At 59.6% G+C, this 20,743-nt stretch carries 17 protein-coding genes; 10 read left to right on the top strand and 7 right to left on the bottom strand.

What is annotated here, in order from left to right:
* The first annotated feature begins 3 nt into the window (after window positions 1-3).
* From rsmG to EUU22_RS21860, 3 genes are read left to right on the top strand one after another with little or no spacing between them, the layout of a single operon-like run.
* Window positions 4-639: a 16S rRNA (guanine(527)-N(7))-methyltransferase RsmG gene (gene rsmG, locus EUU22_RS21870; RefSeq protein WP_129334073.1), complete on the top strand. Its 636-nt coding sequence runs from the start codon at window positions 4-6 to the stop codon at window positions 637-639.
* An 18-nt stretch (window positions 640-657) separates the two neighbouring features.
* Complete coding sequence (locus EUU22_RS21865; RefSeq protein ID WP_129334072.1) at window positions 658-1,452, top strand: ParA family protein; 795 nt, start codon at window positions 658-660, stop codon at window positions 1,450-1,452.
* Window positions 1,453-1,485: 33 nt separating this feature from the next.
* Entirely contained in the window at window positions 1,486-2,367 is an 882-nt protein-coding gene (locus tag EUU22_RS21860) for a ParB/RepB/Spo0J family partition protein (protein WP_129334071.1), read from the top strand.
* Between the two features lie 10 nt (window positions 2,368-2,377).
* Here the strand turns inward: EUU22_RS21860 and holA are convergent, their stop codons facing one another.
* Genes holA through leuS form a run of 3 tightly spaced genes read right to left on the bottom strand, consistent with a single transcriptional unit; the run spans window position 2,378 to window position 6,572 of the window.
* A complete protein-coding gene (gene holA / locus EUU22_RS21855; protein ID WP_129334070.1) occupies window positions 2,378-3,427 on the bottom strand; it encodes a DNA polymerase III subunit delta in 1,050 nt (349 codons plus the stop codon).
* 12 nt (window positions 3,428-3,439) lie between these two features.
* Window positions 3,440-3,907, bottom strand: coding sequence for an LPS assembly lipoprotein LptE (locus tag EUU22_RS21850; protein WP_245485224.1), 468 nt, complete (start codon window positions 3,905-3,907; stop codon window positions 3,440-3,442).
* A 37-nt stretch (window positions 3,908-3,944) separates the two neighbouring features.
* Entirely contained in the window at window positions 3,945-6,572 is a 2,628-nt protein-coding gene (gene leuS, locus EUU22_RS21845) for a leucine--tRNA ligase (protein ID WP_129334069.1), read from the bottom strand.
* 199 nt (window positions 6,573-6,771) lie between these two features.
* On the opposite strand from leuS, the gene EUU22_RS21840 reads away from it, so the two are divergent.
* Both EUU22_RS21840 and EUU22_RS21835 read left to right on the top strand, forming a co-directional pair.
* On the top strand, window positions 6,772-7,431 hold the full coding sequence (locus EUU22_RS21840; protein WP_129334158.1) for a YggS family pyridoxal phosphate-dependent enzyme: 660 nt from the start codon (window positions 6,772-6,774) through the stop codon (window positions 7,429-7,431).
* Between the two features lie 117 nt (window positions 7,432-7,548).
* Entirely contained in the window at window positions 7,549-9,456 is a 1,908-nt protein-coding gene (locus EUU22_RS21835; protein ID WP_129334068.1) for a propionyl-CoA synthetase, read from the top strand.
* Window positions 9,457-9,543: 87 nt separating this feature from the next.
* On the opposite strand, the gene EUU22_RS21830 is transcribed toward EUU22_RS21835, so the two are convergent.
* Window positions 9,544-10,245, bottom strand: coding sequence for a DUF1013 domain-containing protein (locus tag EUU22_RS21830; RefSeq protein ID WP_129334157.1), 702 nt, complete (start codon window positions 10,243-10,245; stop codon window positions 9,544-9,546).
* A gap of 236 nt (window positions 10,246-10,481) precedes the next feature.
* Between EUU22_RS21830 and acs the strand changes: the two genes are divergently transcribed.
* A complete protein-coding gene (acs, locus tag EUU22_RS21825; protein WP_129334067.1) occupies window positions 10,482-12,437 on the top strand; it encodes an acetate--CoA ligase in 1,956 nt (651 codons plus the stop codon).
* 67 nt (window positions 12,438-12,504) lie between these two features.
* Here the strand turns inward: acs and EUU22_RS21820 are convergent, their stop codons facing one another.
* Together EUU22_RS21820 and EUU22_RS21815 are read right to left on the bottom strand one after the other, a co-directional pair.
* Window positions 12,505-12,948, bottom strand: coding sequence for a thermonuclease family protein (locus EUU22_RS21820; protein WP_129334066.1), 444 nt, complete (start codon window positions 12,946-12,948; stop codon window positions 12,505-12,507).
* Window positions 12,949-13,000: 52 nt separating this feature from the next.
* Window positions 13,001-13,231: a DUF1674 domain-containing protein gene (locus EUU22_RS21815; protein WP_129334065.1), complete on the bottom strand. Its 231-nt coding sequence runs from the start codon at window positions 13,229-13,231 to the stop codon at window positions 13,001-13,003.
* A 123-nt stretch (window positions 13,232-13,354) separates the two neighbouring features.
* Here EUU22_RS21815 and htpX point away from each other — a divergent pair, with 123 nt between their 5' ends.
* The 4 genes from htpX (at window position 13,355) to purH (ending at window position 19,255) form a co-directional block, all read left to right on the top strand.
* Window positions 13,355-14,314: a zinc metalloprotease HtpX gene (htpX, locus tag EUU22_RS21810; protein ID WP_129334064.1), complete on the top strand. Its 960-nt coding sequence runs from the start codon at window positions 13,355-13,357 to the stop codon at window positions 14,312-14,314.
* Entirely contained in the window at window positions 14,305-15,711 is a 1,407-nt protein-coding gene (locus EUU22_RS21805) for an RsmB/NOP family class I SAM-dependent RNA methyltransferase (protein ID WP_439329178.1), read from the top strand. Before htpX ends, EUU22_RS21805 begins: the two co-directional genes overlap by 10 nt.
* Window positions 15,712-15,866: 155 nt before the next feature.
* Entirely contained in the window at window positions 15,867-17,543 is a 1,677-nt protein-coding gene (locus tag EUU22_RS21800) for a heparinase II/III family protein (protein ID WP_129334062.1), read from the top strand.
* Window positions 17,544-17,638: 95 nt separating this feature from the next.
* A complete protein-coding gene (purH, locus tag EUU22_RS21795) occupies window positions 17,639-19,255 on the top strand; it encodes a bifunctional phosphoribosylaminoimidazolecarboxamide formyltransferase/IMP cyclohydrolase (protein ID WP_129334061.1) in 1,617 nt (538 codons plus the stop codon).
* 50 nt (window positions 19,256-19,305) lie between these two features.
* Here purH and EUU22_RS21790 read toward each other — a convergent pair whose 3' ends face one another.
* Entirely contained in the window at window positions 19,306-20,694 is a 1,389-nt protein-coding gene (locus EUU22_RS21790) for an MFS transporter (protein WP_129334156.1), read from the bottom strand.
* Window positions 20,695-20,743 lie beyond the last annotated feature (49 nt).

Genomic DNA, 20,743 nt, shown 5'->3' with positions numbered 1-20,743 from the left:
ACAATGCAGGAGAGTCTCGCCCTTGATGTAATCGGCCTGCGTGTTTCACGTGAAACGTTGGGACGGCTCCAACTGTTTGCGGAGCTCTTCCGGAAGTGGTCACGCACGATCAATCTCATCGCGGCTTCCACGCAGAACGACATGTGGACACGCCACATCGCCGATAGCGCACAGATCTTCGCCCTCTCGCCGGAACCAAAGCGGTGGGTTGATCTTGGAAGCGGTGGCGGCTTCCCAGGCGTAATTACCGCCATTCTGCTGGCAGAAACGGGCGCCGGATGGGTTCACCTCGTTGAAAGCAATCACAAAAAGGCGAGCTTCCTGCGTGTTGCCCTCAGCGAAACTGGCGCAAGGGGGAGTGTTCACGCGTGTCGGATCGAGGAAGCGCACCAACAAATCCAGCATTGCGATGCGATATCGGCGCGAGCACTAGCGATGCTTGATCTCCTGTTCGATTTTGCAGCTCCGTGGGCAGAACGCAATCCCGACCTCCGTTGCTTCTTCCACAAAGGACGGGATTACCAATCCGAGGTGGACAAAGCTCATGGTGGTTGGTCTTTTGATCTGCTACAACACCAGAGCGCGATAGAGGCGGATTCCGTCATCCTGGAGATCGCTCATTTGGCGCGGAAACTCTGAGCAGAGTCAGGTAGCAGCATGGCTGGCGAGAAGAACCGGATCATCACCATTGCCAATCAAAAAGGCGGCGTTGGAAAGACAACGACTGCGATTAACTTGGCCACTGCGCTGGCGGCCATCGGAGAGCGCGTGCTGATTGTCGATCTCGATCCGCAGGGAAACGCCAGCACGGGTCTTGGAATCGAGCGCAAGGAGCGCAGGTACTCATCCTACGACGTTCTGGTCGGGAGCCACCGGATTGAAGACGCTGTTCTGCACACAGCGGTGCCGAACCTTTCTATCGTTCCCTCCACGCTCGATCTCCTTGGACTTGAGATGGAGATCTCCCAACACGCAGACCGAGTTTTCAGACTGAAGAAGGCGCTTCAGGCCGATGACGCGCAAGAGTACACTTATATTCTCATCGACTGTCCGCCATCGTTTAATCTCCTTACAATGAACGCGATGGCCGCAGCGCACTCCGTTCTCGTACCGCTGCAATGCGAGTTTTTCGCTCTTGAAGGGCTCAGCCAGTTGCTTGAGACGATCAATCAGGTTCGCCACAGCGTCAACCCGACGCTGGATATACAGGGCATTGTCCTGACAATGTTCGACTCGCGCAACAATTTGGCCCAGCAAGTGGTCTCTGATGTGCGCACCCACCTCGGTGAAAAGGTCTATTCGACACTTATACCGCGCAACGTGCGCGTGTCGGAGGCGCCGTCATACGGGAAGCCGGCAATTCTCTACGACCTGAAGTGTGCAGGCAGTCAGGCTTACCTTCAACTTGCATCCGAGGTCATCCAACGTGAGCGTCAGCGGCGGGCCGCGTGACGCCGCCATTCGATTTTTTCAGGTGAGGCGAGCATGAGCGACGATCTTTCCAAACGCCGGCTTGGGCGCGGTTTGGCAGCACTTATCGGTGAGATGGATCAACCTCTCCCTGTCGGAACTCCCCGCTCCGCCGTCAATCCCGACCGGACCGTTCCGATCGAGTTTGTGTCCCGAAACCCGCGCAATCCTCGTCGGTACTTCGATGAGACGGAGCTGCAGGATCTTGCGGGATCCATCCGCCAGCACGGGATTGTTCAGCCAGTAGTTGTAAGGACATCCAGCGCCGATCGGTACGAAATAATAGCCGGCGAAAGACGCTGGCGAGCGGCTCAACTTGCGGGGTTGGCCGAAATTCCTGTGATTGTCCGGGATGTCGATGACCGGACGGCCTTGGAGCTTGCGATCGTCGAAAACGTCCAGCGCGCAGACCTTAATCCGCTGGAGGAGGCGCTCGGCTACGAGCAGTTGATTGCGGAGCATGGCTACACTCAGAACGACCTTGGAGAGATCATCGGTAAGAGCCGAAGCCACGTCGCCAACAGTCTTCGCCTGCTGAAACTGCCTGAGCCGGTTCGGGACATGCTGGCTGAGGGAACTTTGTCAGCCGGGCACGCGCGAGCACTGGTGTCGACGCCGGACCCATTGGCCCTGGCGAAGACGATCGCCACCAAGGGGCTCTCGGTGCGTGATGCCGAGCGACTTGCTCAGAATCAGATCAGGGCTCAGTCAGAGCCTAGCGCGGCGATACAACGGGAAGCCAAGGACTCGGATACGATTGCACTCGAGCGCAGCCTTTCCGATCGACTTGGCCTTTCCGTAACTATCAACCATAAAGGTGCGGGCGGCCAGATTCGCATCGGTTATAAGTCATTGGATCAGCTCGAAGAAATATGCCGACTTCTTGAAGGTCGCTGACCTGCTCAGTCTAGCGGGTCTGCCTGTTTCGACGCGAGGCCTGCAAAGTCGTCGACAGAAGCGTCTGCAGGGCGAGATTGTCTTCGAGGAGCGGCTTTTGCCGCGATTGCAGGATCGCGGCCTGTAGCTTCGTCGCCTCTCGCGAGAGATCCACCGAATTCCAGTTCTTGAGCGCTCTCTCGACGCTCGGCTTGCGCCTAAAATGTATTCCGCGGCCGAGATTTTGCATGACCTGAGCAGGCTGGAGACGCCTCTCTTCCATCTCTGACCGCATCAGATCGAGTTGCTGGAACTGTCGCAAGCAAGACTGCAGGACAAGGAATATGGGCGTCTTCGACGTTGTGATCTTTTGCACGGCGTGAAGAAACGCGTCAGAATCGCCAGTCAGGACAGCGTCGATAACCTCGTCAGTGGAAATACCACTTGCGTCTCCAATGATTTCTCTCACGTGCTCTTCATCAATAACGTCCCGCCCGAGACAATAGAGAGCAAGTTTCCTGATTTCATTGCGTGAGGCAATCCTGTCCCCACCGAGCAGTTCGACCAGCAACTCGCGTGCCGCCGGCGTGATTCGCAGGCCAGCGGCCGCGAGCTCGCTGTCGATCAGAGCATTCAGCTGACGCACGTCGTCTTGGTAACAGGCAATTGCTGCCATCGTGCGGGCGGCTTCCGCAGTCTTGCGCAGCAGCGCGCCCTTCTTGAGATCGCCAGCCTCTACGATGACATGGCTCGTTTCAGGTGGATTCTCGCTCAGGTACTGCAGGCCCTCGACGAGTGCCTTCTCGCTCGCGGCGTCCTTGATCCAGATAAGCTTACCACCGCCGAAGAGACCAAAGGCGTTTGCTTCGTCAATCAGACGCCCCGGATCGCCTTGAAGATCACCAACGTCCAGGCGGATCACTGAAAAAGGATCCTCGAGGTCAACTCCGGTGACCTTCGCCAACTGACCCGCTCGCTCGGAGACAAGCCCCCGGTCCGGGCCGTAGATGACGAAGAGCCGGTAATGCCTTGCCGACTTCTGGAGAAAACTGTCGAACTCGCCTGACTTTATCTCCGACATCGCGGCGCCTGCTCAGCGCCCGATGATCGTCGCAATGTCAGCTCGAATAAGCTCGGCCAACTGATGGGCGCCCCTGTCTTCCGCATCGCGGATCGCGCGGAGCTTGGCAAATTCCTGCTCGGGATAGTCAACCGGCGCAACGATCTGGCGACGGCCGGTACGTAGGACCGTACCGTCCGAGGTACGTGTGAGTGTATAGTCAGCGGAGACAATGACACGCCCCGCTTTCGGAACGTCTGAAGACTGCTCGAGAAGTACGCCCATTGTCTTCGAATCGACCTTCATGTTGACTGTGTACTGCGGATTCGCTGGCTCTCCGCCACCTCCGCCGGTCAGGAACACCAGCTGATTGCGGACCTCTTGGCCGACGCGGCTGTCGGCCTGCGAGTAGCCGATAGCCGCCAGGCTCTCCGCCCTGCCCGCCGCTCCGTCATGCAACGGACGAACTTGGCAGCCAGCCAGAGCCGTTGCTACGCTCAAACCAAGCAAAATCCTTCGGATCGGACGAGCGATGCGTTCACACAACAATGTTGACGATCCTCTGAGGTACCACGATGATCTTCTTCGGCACCTGCCCGTTCAAGGTGGCCTTGACGGTATCAAGGGCGAGGACCGCATTCTGCACCGCAGTTTGATCCGCCTCACGAGCGATTGTCAATTCCGCGCGCTTCTTTCCGTTGATCTGCACCGGCAGAACAATTTCGTTCTCGGTCACCAGGTCAGGATCGTATGTCGGCCACGGTGCTTGGGCGACCATGCCCGGATTGCCGAGCGCCCCCCAGCACTCTTCTGCCAAGTGTGGTGTCATCGGAGCGATCAGGTGGACGAGGATGTTCGCGCCGTCCTTGACCGCAGCTAGGTAAGCCCTGTCGGCACCACCGGCGGCTACTTTCGTTAGCGGGGCCGCGAGCGCGTTCACGAACTCGTAGATACGTGCGACGGCCTTGTTGAAGGCGAGCTTGTCGTAGTCAGCCTGAACCGCCTTCAAGGTCTTGTGCGCGATTTGCGAGACAGCGAGCCCCTCGCCTTCCTTAGCCGGATTCGCGTTACACTCGGCCATTTGCTCGGAAGCTTCGGAAATCAGACGCCATGCTCGTTGTACAAAACGATGTGCGCCTTCCACCCCTGATTCCGACCAGATGACGTCGCGATCGGGCGGCGAATCTGAAAGCACAAAGAAGCGCGCCGTGTCGGCCCCGTAGGAGGCGATGATGTCGTCTGGGTCGACCACGTTCTTCTTCGACTTGGACATCTTCTCGATTGAGCCGATCGTCACCTCTTCCCCGGTCGCGATCAGAACCGCGCGGCGATTGCCGTCGACCTCTTCGATGCGGATCTCGGCCGGTGCGACCCACTGCCCCTGTGCGCCGGAACCGAGCTTATAGGTCTCGTGCACCACCATGCCCTGGGTGAATAGGCCCTTGAATGGTTCGCTGAGGTTCACGTGACCGGTCTCGCGCATGGCGCGGGTGAAGAAGCGAGAATAGAGCAGGTGCAGGATCGCGTGCTCGATGCCACCAATATACTGGTCGACCGGCAGCCAGCGGTCGGCGATCGCCGGAACGGTCGGCATGTCCTCGTGCGGTGCCGTAAAGCGGGCGAAATACCAACTCGAATCGACGAAGGTATCCATCGTGTCGGTCTCGCGCCGGGCATCCTTCCCGCATTCCGGGCAGGCCACATGGCGCCAGGTCGGATGGCGGTCGAGCGGATTGCCAGGGACGTCGAAGGCGACGTCGTCCGGCAGTTTGACCGGCAGGTCCTTCTTTGGCACTGGTACGACACCGCAGTCGTCGCAGTGGATGACCGGAATCGGGCAGCCCCAGTAACGCTGGCGCGAAATGCCCCAGTCGCGCAAGCGGAACTGCACCCTGCGTTCGCCCTGCGGTGCATTGCCCAGCATGGTCGAAGACAGGCGGTCCGCGACCACCTTGAAGGCCACCTCGGTGTCGAGGCCGTCGAGGAAGCGCGAATTGATCATCACACCGTCACCGTCATAGGCGGTGTCGCCGACCGTGAAGGTCGCAGCGTCGCCGTCCTTCGGCATAACTACTGGCACGACCGGCAGATCATACTTGCGGGCAAAGTCGAGGTCGCGCTGGTCGCCGGACGGGCATCCAAAGATCGCGCCGGTGCCGTATTCCATCAGCACAAAATTGGCGACGTAGACCGGCAGCTCCCAGGAGGGATCGAAGGGATGGCGAACCCTGATACCGGTATCGACCCCCTTCTTCTCGGCCGTCTCCAGCGCGGCGAGCGAGGTCCCGGCGCGACGGCACTCCTCGCAGAAGGCGGCGATCTCGGCATTGCCCTCGGCAACGGCCTTGGCCACGGGGTGATCGGCAGCAATTGCCAGGAAGGAAGCGCCGAACAGCGTGTCGGGCCGCGTGGTGTAGACGGTGATCTCGGAATGCCCGTCCAGGGCCGCACCGGCAATCTCCCAGCGCAGCGTCAGGCCCTCCGAACGCCCGATCCAGTTCTTCTGCATCAGGCGCACTTTTTCCGGCCACTGGTCGAGCGTGTCGAGCGCGTCAAGCAGGTCCTGGCTGAAGTCGGTGATCTTGAAGAACCACTGCGTCAGTTCGCGCTGTTCGACGAGGGCACCCGAACGCCAGCCTCGACCTTCGATCACCTGCTCGTTGGCGAGCACGGTCTGGTCGACCGGATCCCAGTTGACCTTCGACTGTTTGCGGTAGACGAGCCCCTTCTCCATCATGTCGAGGAACAGATACTGCTGGCGATGGTAGTATTCGACGTCGCAGGTCGCGAATTCGCGGGACCAGTCCAGCGAAAGGCCCATCGACTTCAGCTGGCCGCGCATCGTCGCGATGTTCCGATAGGTCCAGTCCTTCGGATGAACCTTGTTCTGCATCGCTGCGTTCTCGGCCGGCATGCCGAATGCGTCCCAACCCATCGGATGCAACACGTTGTAACCGCGAGCGCGCTTGTAGCGGGCGACGACATCGCCCATGGCGTAGTTGCGCACATGGCCCATGTGAATGCGTCCCGACGGATACGGGAACATCTCTAGCACGTAGTATTTCTCGCGCATGTCGCTGTTGTCCGTGACGAAAACGCCAGCTTCGGACCATTTCGCCTGCCAACGAGGTTCGGCGTCGCGCGGATTGTAACGTTCGGTAGCCATTTGTCGCATTTCCGGAAAATCAAGGAGAGTCGGCGTGACCTTCACCACGAAACCGGCCAAGCGTCAAGTTTTCCGGGCACTTCGGCGGCGGAAAGCTCGAACGGATACGCTGCTGCAAGTTGCCATCGAAGCAGCTTGCTTGGCGGGGGCACCAAGGGTGATTATATCGGCCGTGAGTCGATTGACCGGAAGGACAGAAATGACAGTCGCAGAGCAGTTGGACAGCGTGGTGGGTCGGGTCGCTTCGGTGGCGAGAAGGGCAGGTCGTGAGCCGGATTCGGTGCAACTCGTCGCGGTATCGAAGACCTTTCCGGCTGATGTGATCCGCTCGGCGATCGCCCGCGGTCAGAGGGTGTTCGGCGAAAACCGCGTGCAGGAGGCGCAACAGAAGTGGCCGCATCTCAAGGCGGAGACGGCCGGGATAGAGCTGCATCTCATCGGACCGCTGCAGTCCAACAAGGCTGCCGATGCCGTGGCGCTCTTCGACGTCATCGAGACGGTCGACCGGGAGAAGATTGCCCGTGTCCTGAGTGAGGAAACGAAACGGCAGGGGCGCTCGCTGCGGTTCTACATCCAGGTGAACACAGGGCTCGAACCACAGAAGGCCGGCATCGCACCCGACGAGACCGTCGAATTCGTTCGATTCTGTAACCAGGAACTCGGCATGACCGTCGAGGGACTCATGTGCATTCCGCCGGCCGCCGAGAATCCCGGACCGCATTTCGCGCTGCTTGCCAAGTTGGCCGCTGAGTGCGGTTTGCGCAGACTCTCCATGGGAATGTCGGGCGATTTCGAGACCGCTATTGAATTCGGGGCGACCAGCGTTCGGGTGGGATCCGCGATCTTCGGCACGCGTTAGCCTCTGCTCAGCGACCGCGGATCTGCGCACGCCATAGGCTTTCGTCTGACTTTCCAGCTAGCGAGTGCCTGCCTAATATCCCGCCAATCTTGCAAAGAGTTGGTTCGGGAGGACGTCATGGAGAGCAAGTACCTCGATACCTATCGCTCGTGGGAGCGTGATCCGGAAGCGTTCTGGGGTGAACAAGCGGCCAAGATCCACTGGTTTCGCCCTGCCGATAAGGTATTTGACGCGGACATGGGCGCGTATGGTCGCTGGTTCGTCGGCGCGGAGACGAACACCTGCCACAACTGTCTCGATCGGCATGTCGCCGCTGGCCGTGGCGAGCAGGCTGCCGTCATCTACGACAGCCCGATGACGGGTGAGAAGAGAAGCTTTACCTATAACGAGGTGTTGACGGAAGTGACGGCGATTGCCGCCGTCCTCAGAAACCATGGCGTCACTAAGGGTGATCGCGTCATCATCTACATGCCGATGATCCCGGAAGCGGTCTTCTCCATGCTTGCCTGCGCGCGGCTGGGAGCGATTCACTCGGTTGTATTCGGCGGCTTTGCTGCCCATGAACTTGCCACCCGTATCGACGATTCGAAGGCGAAGGTGATCATCAGCGCGAGCTGCGGTCTCGAGCCTGGGCGTATTGTGCCGTACAAGCCACTTCTCGATCACGCGATCGACATGGCGCAGGTAAAGCCCGAGTATTGCTTCGTTCTGCAACGCGACCAGTTGCATGCACCGCTCCGGTACGAGCATGGCGACGTCGACTTCGCGAAGGCTGTTGACGTCGAACGCGCGAACGGCACCGATATCCGGTGTGAACCGGTGCTCGCGACCGATCCGCTCTATGTTCTCTATACGTCAGGTACGACGGGGCAACCGAAGGGCGTCGTTCGCGACAACGGCGGGCATATGGTTGCGCTACAGTGGACGATGGAGAACATATACGGGGTCGCTCCCGGCGAAGTCTTCTGGGCGGCATCGGACATCGGCTGGGTCGTCGGTCATTCCTACATCGTCTATGGGCCTCTTCTCGCTGGAAACACGACGGTCATCTTCGAAGGCAAGCCAATCGGCACGCCCGATGCCGGAACCTTTTGGCGTGTCGTTTCCGAGCACGACGTAAAGGCGCTGTTCACCGCGCCCACTGCTTTCCGCGCCATCCGTCGTGATGATCCAGACGGCGACCATATCCGGCGTTACGACCTCTCTGGTCTCCGTTCGTTGTTTCTTGCCGGCGAACGGGCCGACCCTGAAACCATCAAATGGGCGGAGAGGATGCTCGAGGTTCCGGTGATTGATCACTGGTGGCAGACGGAAACCGGTTGGCCCATGGCAGCCAATCCCGCAGGTCTCGGCCTTCTGCCGGTCAAATATGGCTCTCCTACCGTGGCGATGCCCGGATATGCGATCGACGTGCTCGACGATGCCGGACACCCCGTGCGCAAAGGGACGCTCGGCAATATTGTCGTGAAGCTTCCTATGCCTCCCGGTTGCCTTGTGACCTTCTGGAATGCGGAGGAACGTTTCCGTTCCTCCTGTCTCGAGGAGTTCCCGGGGTATTACAAGACCGCTGACGCGGGGATCGTCGATGACGACGGCTACGTCTTCGTCATGGCCCGTACGGACGACATCATCAACTGTGCCGGCCACCGTCTTTCTACCGGTGCGATGGAAGAGGTCTGCGCGATGCATCCGGATGTCGCCGAATGCGCGGTCATCGGTATCGCCGACGACCTCAAGGGGCAGATTCCTTGCGGCTTCCTGGTGCTGAAGAACAATGTCTCACGTGACTTCTCAGTCATACAGCGCGAAGTCGTTCAGCTTGTCCGCGACGAGATCGGCCCGGTGGCGGCGTTCAAGACCGTGATGAAGGTCGAGCGCCTGCCGAAAACCCGATCCGGTAAGATCCTGCGCGGGACAATGCAGAAGATCGCGGACGGGCTACCCTGGAAAATGCCGGCTACGATCGATGATCCCGCGATTCTTGATGAGATCAGCACCGTCCTCAGGCAGCACGGTCACGGTTGAGCGCTAGTGCCGTCGTGACAGCGACGTTGCAAAAACAAAAAGCCCCGCGACTCGCGGGGCTTTGAAGTATCAGTCGATAGAAGCGGCTCAGTAGAGATCGTCTTCGTCGTCGTCCTTGCGGTCCGACTTCAGCGATTTCAACTTGGCGAAAACCGCATTGGCGTCAATTTCCTTCTCCTCATCCTGAGAGAAGTCATAGCCGAGGTTTTCAGTCTCTGTCGCCGACTGCAGGGTTGCTCCGAGTTCTGCAGCGGTCGGTAGCGGCCGGCCCTTGGATGCCTTCTCGACTTCCATATCGAGATCAATCTGGCTGCAGAGGCCAAGGGTGACCGGGTCCATCGGCGAAAGGTTCGCCGAGTTCCAGTGGGTCCGGTCACGAATCTGTTCAATTGTGCTCTTGGTGGTTCCGACCAGCCGCGAAATCTGCGCATCCTTCAACTCAGGATGGTTGCGCACGAGCCAGAGAATGGCGTTTGGCCGATCCTGGCGTTTGGAGACGGGCGTGTAGCGGGGTCCACGACGCTTGGAATCCGGAACGCGGACCTTCGGCTCCTGCAGCTTCAGTTTGTGGTTCGGATCCGCTTCTGCGCGTGCAATCTCTTCACGGGAAAGCTGTCCGGTTGCGATCGGGTCCAGGCCCTTGATGCCTTGCGCTGCTTCGCCGTCTGCGATGGCTTTGACCTCAAGCGGGTGAAGCTTGCAGAACTGTGCGATCTGATCGAATGACAATGCCGTGTTATCGACCAGCCATACGGCCGTTGCCTTTGGCATGAGCAATGTCTGAGCCATGGAAATAGTCCTTCTTTGCGTCCGCGCCGGGGGCCGCGGGCCGTGGGTATCAACCACAATTTCCGGAGAATAATGAGCTGTATACCCTCATTAAACGGCAATTGCAATTCTTCCTAAAACGGATGACCTTTGTCTAATTGCTGGGTCTGTATGACCTGCTATGAATGTGGCACATACGGCCGAAAACGGGAGTTCGGCGTTCAGACCAGTTGGCGTCTCTACATGAGGAGGAGTTCATGTCAGCCAAAATCTATCCGGTCCTAAAGGCGGCGAAGAGCCGAGCCTTGGTCGACAACGAAAAATACCTGAAGTGGTATGAGGAGAGCACTGAGGATCCGGAGAAGTTCTGGGATAAGCACGGCAAGCGGATCGACTGGTTCAAACCTTACACGAAGGTCAAGAATACGACGTTTAAGGGCAAGGTTTCGATCAAGTGGTATGAAGACGGCCTGACGAACGTTTCGTACAATTGTATCGACCGTCACCTGAAAACCCACGGCGAGCGCACGGCAATCATCTGGGAAGGTGACAACCCGTACATCGACAAGAAAATCACCTACAACCAATTGTACGAACAGGTTTGCCGCCTTGCAAACGTGCTGAAAGCCAACGGCGTCAAAAAGGGTGATCGCGTCACCATCTATATGCCGATGATTCCGGAAGCGGCGTACGCCATGCTGGCCTGCGCCCGCATCGGCGCCGTACATTCGGTGGTCTTCGGCGGGTTCTCGCCCGAGGCGCTGGCCGGCCGCATCGTTGACTGCGAATCGACCTTCGTCATCACATGCGACGAGGGGCTTCGGGGTGGCAAACCGGTGCCACTGAAAGAGAATACGGATACGGCGATCGATATCGCCGCGAAGCAGTTCGTCATCGTCAACAAGGTCCTTGTTGTTCGCCGGACCGGGGGCAAGATCGAGTGGGCTCCAGGCCGCGACCTCTGGTATCACCAGGAAATTGCCAAGGTGAAACCTGACTGCCCGCCGGTTAAAATGCGAGCTGAAGACCCCCTCTTCATTCTCTATACCTCCGGTTCGACTGGTAAGCCGAAGGGCGTGGTACATACGACCGGCGGCTATCTCGTCTATGCCGCGATGACGCACGAATACGTGTTCGATTACAAGGACGGCGAGATCTATTGGTGTACGGCGGACGTCGGTTGGGTGACAGGCCACTCCTACATCGTGTACGGACCACTTGCGAACTGTGCGACAACGTTGATGTTCGAAGGCGTGCCGAACTTCCCTGATCAGGGCCGGTTCTGGGAAGTGATAGACAAGCACAAGGTGAACGTCTTCTACACCGCTCCGACGGCAATCCGCTCCCTGATGGGAGCCGGCGATCACTTTGTGAAGCGTTCGAGCCGTTCGAGCCTCCGTCTGCTGGGCTCGGTCGGCGAGCCGATCAATCCGGAAGCCTGGGAGTGGTACTACAACACGGTGGGTGACGAGCGTTGCCCGATCGTGGATACTTGGTGGCAGACGGAAACGGGTGGCATTTTGATCACGCCGTTGCCGGGCGCCACCGATCTCAAGCCCGGCTCCGCAACGCGTCCGTTCTTCGGGATCAAGCCACAGCTCGTCGACAACGAGGGCAATGTGCTTGAGGGGGCCGCCGACGGCAATCTCTGCATCGTCGACAGCTGGCCGGGTCAGGCAAGATCGATTTATGGTGACCATCACCGCTTCGCGCAGACCTACTTCTCGACCTACAAAGGCAAGTACTTCACCGGCGACGGTTGCCGCCGCGACGAAGACGGCTATTACTGGATCACTGGACGCGTGGACGACGTTCTCAACGTATCCGGTCATAGACTTGGTACCGCCGAAGTCGAGTCCGCCCTCGTGTCGCACCATCTGGTCTCCGAGGCAGCGGTGGTCGGTTATCCGCATCCGATCAAGGGCCAGGGCATCTATTGCTACGTCACGCTGATGGCGGATCACGCCGGCGACGATGCCCTGCGTCAGGACCTGCTGAAGCACGTACGTGCGGAAATCGGTCCGATCGCCACGCCGGACAAGATCCAGTTTGCCCCGGGGCTGCCGAAAACTCGCTCCGGCAAGATCATGCGGCGCATCTTGCGTAAGATCGCTGAAGACGATTTTGGCTCGCTCGGCGATACGTCGACCCTCGCGGATCCGGGTGTCGTTGACGACCTGATTGCCAACCGGCAGAACCGTAACGGTCAGTAGATGATCTGACGCGAGAGTTCAAAAAGGTCGTCCCACGATGCCGTGGGGCGGCCTTTCGTTTTCCTGGCTAGCAAGGGTGCAGATGCTTGCGGCCGCCGTCATATGATTCAACAAGGCCGGAGGCGAGCAAGACGTCCGCGACGCTTCGCCCATCCTCCAGGCGAATGTCGGCAAGCACCCGGCCGTAATACTTGTCACCCGAGATGGCGAGCAGCGAAATCTTCGTGGTGAGGAGCTTCGACAGGCCATCTCGCGCCTGCTGCGCAGCAAACCGGGTCGCTTCGCACTTCGCATGCAGTTCCGGTGCGTCAATCCCACGCAACCGGACGTAGGTCTCGATACTATGTTCGGGCCACGGAGCGGCACTGACCAGAAGCGTATCTCCATCGACGACGCGAATGAGCTTTGCTTCCACAGGCCCTGAGATCAGGTGATCCTCGGAAGCTGCCGCGTGATGCCCACTTGACACGGCCAGCAGCAGCAGGAGGGAGGAAAGGGAAGTCGAGCGCATGAAAGGAATATATTCCGTTTCTCGGACGTCGACAATAGGTATTTATTCTGCATTAGAAGTCGATCGCACGCCCCTTGATTTCCCAATCGCCAAAACGCGCAGGATCAGGGCCACCTCGCCCACCGATCTCCTTTGCGGGTTCTACCGTAGTTTCACTGCGGCGCCTCTCCTCGGCCTCTTTCAGAGCACGTATGGCCGGGGCAGAGAGCTCTTTCTTTACCGGATGTTCCACAGTCGGGCTGTTGTCTGAGGAGGGATGCTGCTGGTCCTGCGAGAGTGTCATGTCCGTTCGTATCCGGATGTGTTGGCGTTCAGCAGACATTGAAATCGCCTGCTGAAATTTTAAATCATAATGTAGCTGCTGCAGCCGGTGATGTCCAACTGCAGAAAGCCTGAGGAGCAAAACATGAACTTCATGCGTACCGCGATGCTGCTTGCGTTTATGACGGCGCTATTCATGGGCGTCGGCTACCTGATAGGTGGTCAGAGCGGCATGATCATCGCGCTGATGATCGCCGCCGGCATGAACTTCTTTTCCTATTGGAACTCCGACCGAATGGTGCTCGCCGCTTACCGGGCGCAGGAGATCGACGAGAATAACGCCCCGGAATTCTTCCGGATCATCCGCGACCTGGCGCACCGGGCGAGTCTGCCGATGCCGCGCGTCTATGTTTTCGACAGTCCGCAGCCGAACGCGTTTGCCACCGGACGCAATCCGCAGAACGCGGCCGTAGCCGCCTCCACCGGCCTTCTGAATCGCCTGACTCCGGAAGAAGTGGCCGGTGTCATGGCGCATGAACTTGCGCATGTCGAAAACCGAGATACGCTGACTATGACGATTACCGCGACGCTTGCCGGCGCGATTTCCATGCTTGGTAATTTCGCCTTCTTCTTCGGCGGTCGCCGCGACGAGAACAACCCCCTCGGCGTGGTGGGATTGCTTGTCACTATGATCGTTGCACCGCTTGCCGCCATGTTGGTTCAGATGGCGATCAGCCGTACCCGTGAGTATGCCGCGGACCGTCGTGGCGCCGAAATCTGCGGCGATCCCCGGTGGCTTGCGTCAGCCCTGCGCAAGATTGCGAGCGACAGCGCCCGGATAGTCAATGACGATGCCGAACGTAATCCTGCGACGGCGCATATGTTCATTATCAATCCCTTGAGCGGTGAACGGATGGACAACCTTTTTTCGACCCATCCAAACACGGAAAACCGCATCGCGGAGCTAATGCGGATGGCGGAAAGCACAGGGCCGGTATCGACGTGGTCCAATTCCGCTGTTAAGCCGAGCCGCAGGTCGCGCTCTGTTCCGGATACCGGGCGTGGCCGCGTTGGTTCGCAACCGCCCAAGGGACCGTGGTCTTGAACGACAGAGACAAGAATAAGAATGCCAAAGTCGGCAAGGCAAGAAACAAGGACAGTCATCCTGATCGTCGCCGACCTACGTTGGAAGACAAAGCCGGGCTGGACGCGAGAATAGCGGCCGCCAAGATCCTTGCGGCTGTGGTCGATCGCCGGACACCTCTGGACGGTATGCTGGATGCGGAGCACGGCAATCCGGCGTACAGAGCGCTCATCGAGCCGGATCGTGCCCTGGTCCGGGCAATATTGCAGGCTGCGCTCAGACATTTGCCGCGAATCGAAGCGATTCTTTCGTCGCTTCTCGACTCGCCGCTGCCGGAAGGTGCCCGTTCCTTACACCACTTGTTCGTGGTCGCGATGACGCAGATGCTCTATCTCGACGTGCCGGACCATTCTGCCGTCGACCTTGCTGTCGAACAGTCGACACGGGACCCTCGCAACAGGCGGTTTGCAAAGCTCGTCAATGCCGTCCTGCGGCGGCTGGGACGGGAGAAGGCGGCGCAACTCGCGAGTGTCGCTTCGCTTCCCTCGACGCCGAAATGGTTCTTCGATCGTCTTGTGGCTGTGTATGGGGCTGATGCAGCGGCACGAATAGCCGACGCCCAAAGCCGTCCTGCCCCCATAGATCTCACGGTGAAGAGCAATCCTCAAGGTTGGGCAGAGCGTCTCAATGGATGTGTTCTGTCGACGGGCAGCATTCGGCTTGCCGGATTTCGTGGTGGAATTCCCACTCTTGAAGGTTTCTCCGATGGCGAATGGTGGGTCCAGGATGCGGCAGCCGCTCTGCCTGCCCGGCTTCTCGGTAACGTTGCCGGTCAACGGGTGGCCGATCTCTGCGCGGCACCCGGCGGAAAGACTGCGCAACTCATTCAGGCCGGAGCTACCGTCACTGCTGTTGAGCAGTCGGAAAACCGCATGCGGCGACTGAAGGGCAATCTGGCCCGTTTGCACCTCGAGTGCGAATGCGTGAACGCCAATCTGCTTGACTTCCGGCCGGCCGAACTCTTCGACGGCGTGTTGCTCGACGCGCCCTGCTCGTCAACAGGTACGGCGCGACGGCACCCTGACGTGCTCTGGACCAAAGGCCCGGAGGACGTCGCAAAACTCGCCAGTCTGCAGGAAACGCTTCTCCGGCATGCCCTGACACTGGTTCGCCGCGGCGGCCGTCTCGTTTTTTCGAACTGCTCGCTCGATCCTTCTGAGGGAGAAGAGGTTGTCGCGCGCGTCCTCGCCGACACGCCTGGTTATCGCCGGGAGTCGATCCTTGCTGCCGACTGGCCGGGGCTGGAGGAAGCTGTCACTCCCCTTGGGGAGTTGCGAACCACGCCGGCAATGCTGCAACCGGAGGGCACCGAAGGTGGGCTCGACGGGTTCTACGCATGTGTTCTCTCGCGAGATTAACGGAATATTTACCAAAATCATTGCCATCATCCGGTGGATAACGGCTAAATCGCTCAGCGCGCGGGTCGTTGATGCGCATGCATTTCGTGGGTACGAAGCGGCGAGGCCCCGTTCTTCGTCCGATTTCAGTGCGGCCGTGCTGTCATGGAAAAACAATGCGATTCACGGAACGCCAAAGGCTGGTCTATCTTTACCTCCGTGAAGCGTGGAGACGGATTTCCCGGCAGATTGCGATCGGTCACATCTCAGCCCTGCGCTTTGCAGGTGCGGGATCCGGTCGTCTGATCGTCGCACCCACTGACCTCAGGATCGTCGACCCCTTCGTTGCCGAGGAAATCCTCGTTCGGCGCTTTCCGCTCGCGGGAAAGATCCTGGATGCGGGGGACCGGTCGCCTTTCGAGCTCGAGGCGCCTTCTTCATCATTTGCCGTCCGCCTGCATTCCTTCGCCTGGCTCAGGCACGTCCGTGCCGACAAGTCACCGGGCGCCTGCGCCAATGCTCGGGCCATTGTCGATGAGTGGATCCGATTACATGGCACCCGCATCAGCGGAGTTCCGTGGGACGCCGACGTGATCGCCCAGCGGGTGATCGCCTGGTTGTCGCATTCGCCGGTCGTCCTGCAGGATGCTGAAGGTGGTTTCTACAGACGTTTCCTTGGGAGCCTCGCTTTCCAGATCCGCTATCTCAACCAGATCGCCGATCACGTACCGGATGGGCTGCCGAGACTAAGGGTCCGGATCGCACTCGCGATGGCTTCCATCTCAATGCAGATGCGGGGCATTTCCGCTCGTCGGGCGGCGCGGCATCTCGACCGGGAGCTGGACCGGCAGATTCTGCCGGACGGCGGTCATATTTCGCGCAATCCGAACGCGGCGGTGGACCTCTTGTTCGATCTCCTGCCTCTGCGTCAGACCTACATCAATCTTGGCCATGACATACCGGTAAAACTCATTCCGGCCATCGACAGGATGTACCCTGCAGTGCGCTTCTTTCGGCACGGCAGTGGTGATCTCGCTCTCTTCAACGGCGCGACCTCAATTCTCGCCAATGAACTGATGTCAGTGCTGCGCTACGACGAGACGGCCGGGCAACCCTTCAAGTCGCTGCCACATTCGCAGTATCACAGGCTCTCCGGTGGTTCGGCCGTAATCCTCGTCGACACCGGCTATCCGCGATCGACGGAGCTGTCGAAGACAGCCCATGCCGGCTGTCTCTCCTTCGAGTTTTCCTCGGGGCGGCATCGTCTCATTGTCAACAGTGGCTCTCCCCGCTTTGCTGGCGAGAAGCTGCGCCAGCTCGCGCGGACGACCGCCGCGCATTCGACAGTTTCGGTTGGCGAGACATCTTCGGCGAGGATCTCGCGTTCCCCCTTCCTCGGTCCTTTGATGGTGTCGGGTGTAACCGCCGTCGAGGTGACACGACAAACTGCAGCCGACGGGAGCGATCGGCTTTGTGCCCGCCATAACGGCTATCTCCTCAATTTCGGCCTTTGGCATGAGCGGGAGTTGCGGTTGAACGAGGCAGGCACGAAGGTCGCGGGGCGTGACCGTTTTCTGCTGCCCGGTGGCGAGCCGCTGCAAAGCGCACCGCCACCTGAAAGCCTCGGCCGTTTCCATATCCATCCGGCGGTGCGCCTCGAACAGGTAGACGATCGTGCTGTTCATCTGATCGCTCCAGATGGTGAGACCTGGGTGTTCTCAGTTCCGACGGGCGAGGTGGCTATTGGCGAGGACGTCTTTTTCGCCGACGCATCGGGTGCGCGCTCCTCCGAACAGCTCGAAATTGCATTTGAGGGCCCGGAAATCCGCTGGTTTCTCACACATAAGACTTAGGCTGGTTTCCTCTCGCTGCAAGCTGTGCTAGGCGGCTGCCACACATGCTATCTTCCGCGCTGCCGCAGCACGCCCATCAGATTGGAGCAGAAACCATGGCCGTCGTTTCCAAGAAAATACCCGCTCCCGACCGGGTCAGAATCCAAACCGCTCTTCTCTCGGTCTCAGACAAGACAGGCATCGTCGAGCTGGCCCGAGCGCTGAACGCCATGGGTGTACGACTTCTGTCGACCGGCGGTACTCACAAGGCGATTGCCGGTGCCGGCCTGCCGGTGACCGACGTTACCGACGTCACCGAATTTCCGGAAATCATGGACGGGCGGGTGAAGACGCTTCATCCGCGCGTTCATGGCGGTCTTCTCGCGATCCGCGACGATGTCGAGCACCAGCAGGCGATGCGTGAGCACGGCATCGAAGCCATCGACCTCACCGTCATCAATCTCTATCCGTTTGAGGAGGTTCGAGCCGCCGGCGGGGACTATCCGACGACCGTCGAGAACATCGACATCGGAGGCCCGGCGATGATCCGGGCGTCGGCGAAGAACCATTCCTATGTGACGATCGTCACCGATCCCGCGGATTACGAGCCTCTGCTTGCGGCGCTCACGTCCGACGATTGTCAGACGAGCTACGCGCTTCGCCAGCAGTTCGCGGCGAAGGCTTTCGCCCGGACGGCTGCCTACGATACGATGATCTCCAACTGGTTTGCCGTTGCCCTTTCGATCGATGTTCCGATGTACCGCACGATCGGCGGCGTTCTGAAGGAGAAGATGCGCTACGGCGAAAACCCGCATCAAAGCGCGGCATTCTACGTCACCGGCGACGATCGTCCGGGCGTCGCGAACGCTACCCTGCTGCAGGGCAAACAGCTCTCCTACAACAACATCAACGACACCGACGCGGCGTTCGAGCTGGTCGCCGAGTTTACACCCGATAACGGGCCTGCCTGCGCGATCATCAAGCATGCCAATCCCTGCGGCGTCGCGACCGGCTCGTCTCTCGTCGAAGCTTACAAGCGAGCACTTGCCTGTGATTCCGTTTCTGCCTTCGGCGGCATCATCGCACTCAACCAGACGCTCGACGCCGCGACGGCTGAAGAGATTGTAAAGCTGTTCACCGAGGTGATCATTGCGCCTAATGTCACTGACGAAGCCAAGGCGATCATCGCCCGGAAAGCAAATCTTCGCCTCCTGACGACGGGTCGTCTGCCCGATCCGCGAGCGGCCGGCATCACGGCGAAGACCGTTTCCGGCGGGTTGTTGGTCCAGTCTCGCGACAATGTTGTCGTCGAAGATCTCGATCTGCGTGTCGTCACCAAACGGGCGCCGACGCCGACCGAGCTCGACGACATGAAATTCGCGTTCAAGATCGCCAAGCACGTGAAGTCGAATGCGGTGATCTACGCAAAGGACGGACAGACGGCGGGTATCGGCGCGGGCCAGATGAGCCGAGTCGATTCCGCTCGCATCGCCGCCATGAAGGCCGAAGACGCGGCCAAGGCACTCGGCCTTGCACAGCCATTGACGAGGGGTTCAGCAGTTGCCTCGGAAGCCTTCTATCCCTTTGCCGATGGATTGCTCGCCGCCATCGCGGCAGGCGCGACGGCTGTCATCCAGCCGGGCGGCTCGATGCGTGATGAGGAAGTGATCGCAGCAGCCGACGAACATGGCGTGGCGATGGTCTTTACCGGCATTCGGCACTTCCGTCACTGATCACGGCAACCCTGTCGCCATTCTGGAGTCCGGCTTCAGCCGGGCTCCTTTTATTTTGGCCTGGTTGCCGGATTACCGCCGGCCGGGTAAGGCGTGGCAAGCAGCACGATGAATCCGACGCCGAGGTAAATCAGAATGCTTGCCATGCCAACTCGCGGCGAGCCGGTCCAGTAGGTCAGCATCGAGAAGCTCAGGGTAGCCATAAAACTCGTGACGCGACCGGACAGCGCATAGATGCCGAAATAGCGCCCTGCTTCTTCCGGGGAAACGCTGCGGGCGAGATAGGATCGGGACGAGGCCTGAACGGGGCCGAAGGCGAGTCCGATAAGAACACCGAACAGGATATAGGTTTTTTCTGCGGCTGTCCCGAAAATGCCCGGTGTGGACATCGCGGAGAGATCGACGATGCCGAAGAGCGTGTAGCCCGGGCCGGTCGAGATGATGCCGAAAGTGGCAACCATCAGCATGACGACGCTGAGAAGCACTGTGATTTTCGCGCCGAACCGGCGGTCGATCGAACCGGCTGCCAGACAGCCGAAGATCGCGACGACATTCAGGATTATTCCGTAGAGCCCGATTTCCATCGTGGACCACTGGAACATGGCGGCCGCAAAGACGCCGCCAAGCACCACCAGGCCGTTCACACCATCCTGGTAGATCATGCGTCCGATCAGGAACCGGGCAAGGCCGGCCCTTGCCCTCAGCTCGCCAAGCGTATTGCCGAGTTCGTTCAATCCGGCTTTCACCGCCTCGCCGAGCGGCTTTCCCTTGGTCGCGTCCGGGGTGAAGAAGAACATCGGCAGGATGAAAACGAAATACCAGAGAGCCGATATCGGGCCTGTGATGCGTGCATCCTCGCCGGTAACCGGATCCAGTCCGAAAAGCGGCGGTCGGCCGATCAGCGTCATTCCGGTCTCCGGGTTCGCTGCCAGCAGGGTTACCACCGCGATGAGCACGATGATCCCGCCGAGATAGCCGAGACCCCAGGCGAGGTTTGAGATTCGGCCCACCGTCTGCGGGGTGACGAGACGCGGCATCATCGAATCGTTGAAGACGACGGAGAACTCAGCCGACACCGTGGCGAGGATAATCAGAATGACGGGGACGACAACCGGCGAGCCCGGAGCAGCGGTCCAGAGCAGGCCTAGGCTGATGATCTTTATGATGGCGAAGAAGCCGATCCACGGTTTGCGGCTGCCGGACTGATCCGCAATTGACCCGAGGACAGGAGAGAGAACGGCGATGATGATCGATGCGATCGTCGCCGTGTTGCTCCATGTCGCCTGGGCGGAGACCGGGTCGGAGGTCATCCGCGAGACGAAGTAGGGTCCGAAGATGAACGTCGTCACCACCGTAAAAAAGGGCTGGGCTGCCCAGTCGAACAGCATCCAGCCCCAAATTCCTCGGGCGGGTACCCTTGCGGTTCCCGCTACCGACATCTCCGTTTCAAGCGCCACCAACTCTTCCCCCGATGTTTCGGGGGAGAGT

It is taken from the genome of Ciceribacter ferrooxidans, assembly GCF_004137355.1.
Lineage (GTDB): Bacteria > Pseudomonadota > Alphaproteobacteria > Rhizobiales > Rhizobiaceae > Allorhizobium > Allorhizobium ferrooxidans.
The sequence above is the reverse complement of the archived record's forward strand: the minus strand, read 5'-3'. Positions and strand labels throughout refer to the sequence as shown.

What these genes read in the sequence shown, in the direction of transcription:
- rsmG (WP_129334073.1), top strand. Translation starts at nt 4, where the DNA reads ATGCAGGAGAGTCTCGCCCTTGATGTAATCGGCCTGCGTGTTTCACGT.
- EUU22_RS21865 (WP_129334072.1), top strand. Translation starts at nt 658, where the DNA reads ATGGCTGGCGAGAAGAACCGGATCATCACCATTGCCAATCAAAAAGGC.
- EUU22_RS21860 (WP_129334071.1), top strand. Translation starts at nt 1,486, where the DNA reads ATGAGCGACGATCTTTCCAAACGCCGGCTTGGGCGCGGTTTGGCAGCA.
- holA (WP_129334070.1), bottom strand. Translation starts at nt 3,427, where the DNA reads ATGTCGGAGATAAAGTCAGGCGAGTTCGACAGTTTTCTCCAGAAGTCG.
- leuS (WP_129334069.1), bottom strand. Translation starts at nt 6,572, where the DNA reads ATGGCTACCGAACGTTACAATCCGCGCGACGCCGAACCTCGTTGGCAG.
- EUU22_RS21840 (WP_129334158.1), top strand. Translation starts at nt 6,772, where the DNA reads ATGACAGTCGCAGAGCAGTTGGACAGCGTGGTGGGTCGGGTCGCTTCG.
- EUU22_RS21835 (WP_129334068.1), top strand. Translation starts at nt 7,549, where the DNA reads ATGGAGAGCAAGTACCTCGATACCTATCGCTCGTGGGAGCGTGATCCG.
- EUU22_RS21830 (WP_129334157.1), bottom strand. Translation starts at nt 10,245, where the DNA reads ATGGCTCAGACATTGCTCATGCCAAAGGCAACGGCCGTATGGCTGGTC.
- acs (WP_129334067.1), top strand. Translation starts at nt 10,482, where the DNA reads ATGTCAGCCAAAATCTATCCGGTCCTAAAGGCGGCGAAGAGCCGAGCC.
- EUU22_RS21820 (WP_129334066.1), bottom strand. Translation starts at nt 12,948, where the DNA reads ATGCGCTCGACTTCCCTTTCCTCCCTCCTGCTGCTGCTGGCCGTGTCA.
- EUU22_RS21815 (WP_129334065.1), bottom strand. Translation starts at nt 13,231, where the DNA reads ATGACACTCTCGCAGGACCAGCAGCATCCCTCCTCAGACAACAGCCCG.
- htpX (WP_129334064.1), top strand. Translation starts at nt 13,355, where the DNA reads ATGAACTTCATGCGTACCGCGATGCTGCTTGCGTTTATGACGGCGCTA.
- EUU22_RS21800 (WP_129334062.1), top strand. Translation starts at nt 15,867, where the DNA reads ATGCGATTCACGGAACGCCAAAGGCTGGTCTATCTTTACCTCCGTGAA.
- purH (WP_129334061.1), top strand. Translation starts at nt 17,639, where the DNA reads ATGGCCGTCGTTTCCAAGAAAATACCCGCTCCCGACCGGGTCAGAATC.
- EUU22_RS21790 (WP_129334156.1), bottom strand. Translation starts at nt 20,694, where the DNA reads ATGTCGGTAGCGGGAACCGCAAGGGTACCCGCCCGAGGAATTTGGGGC.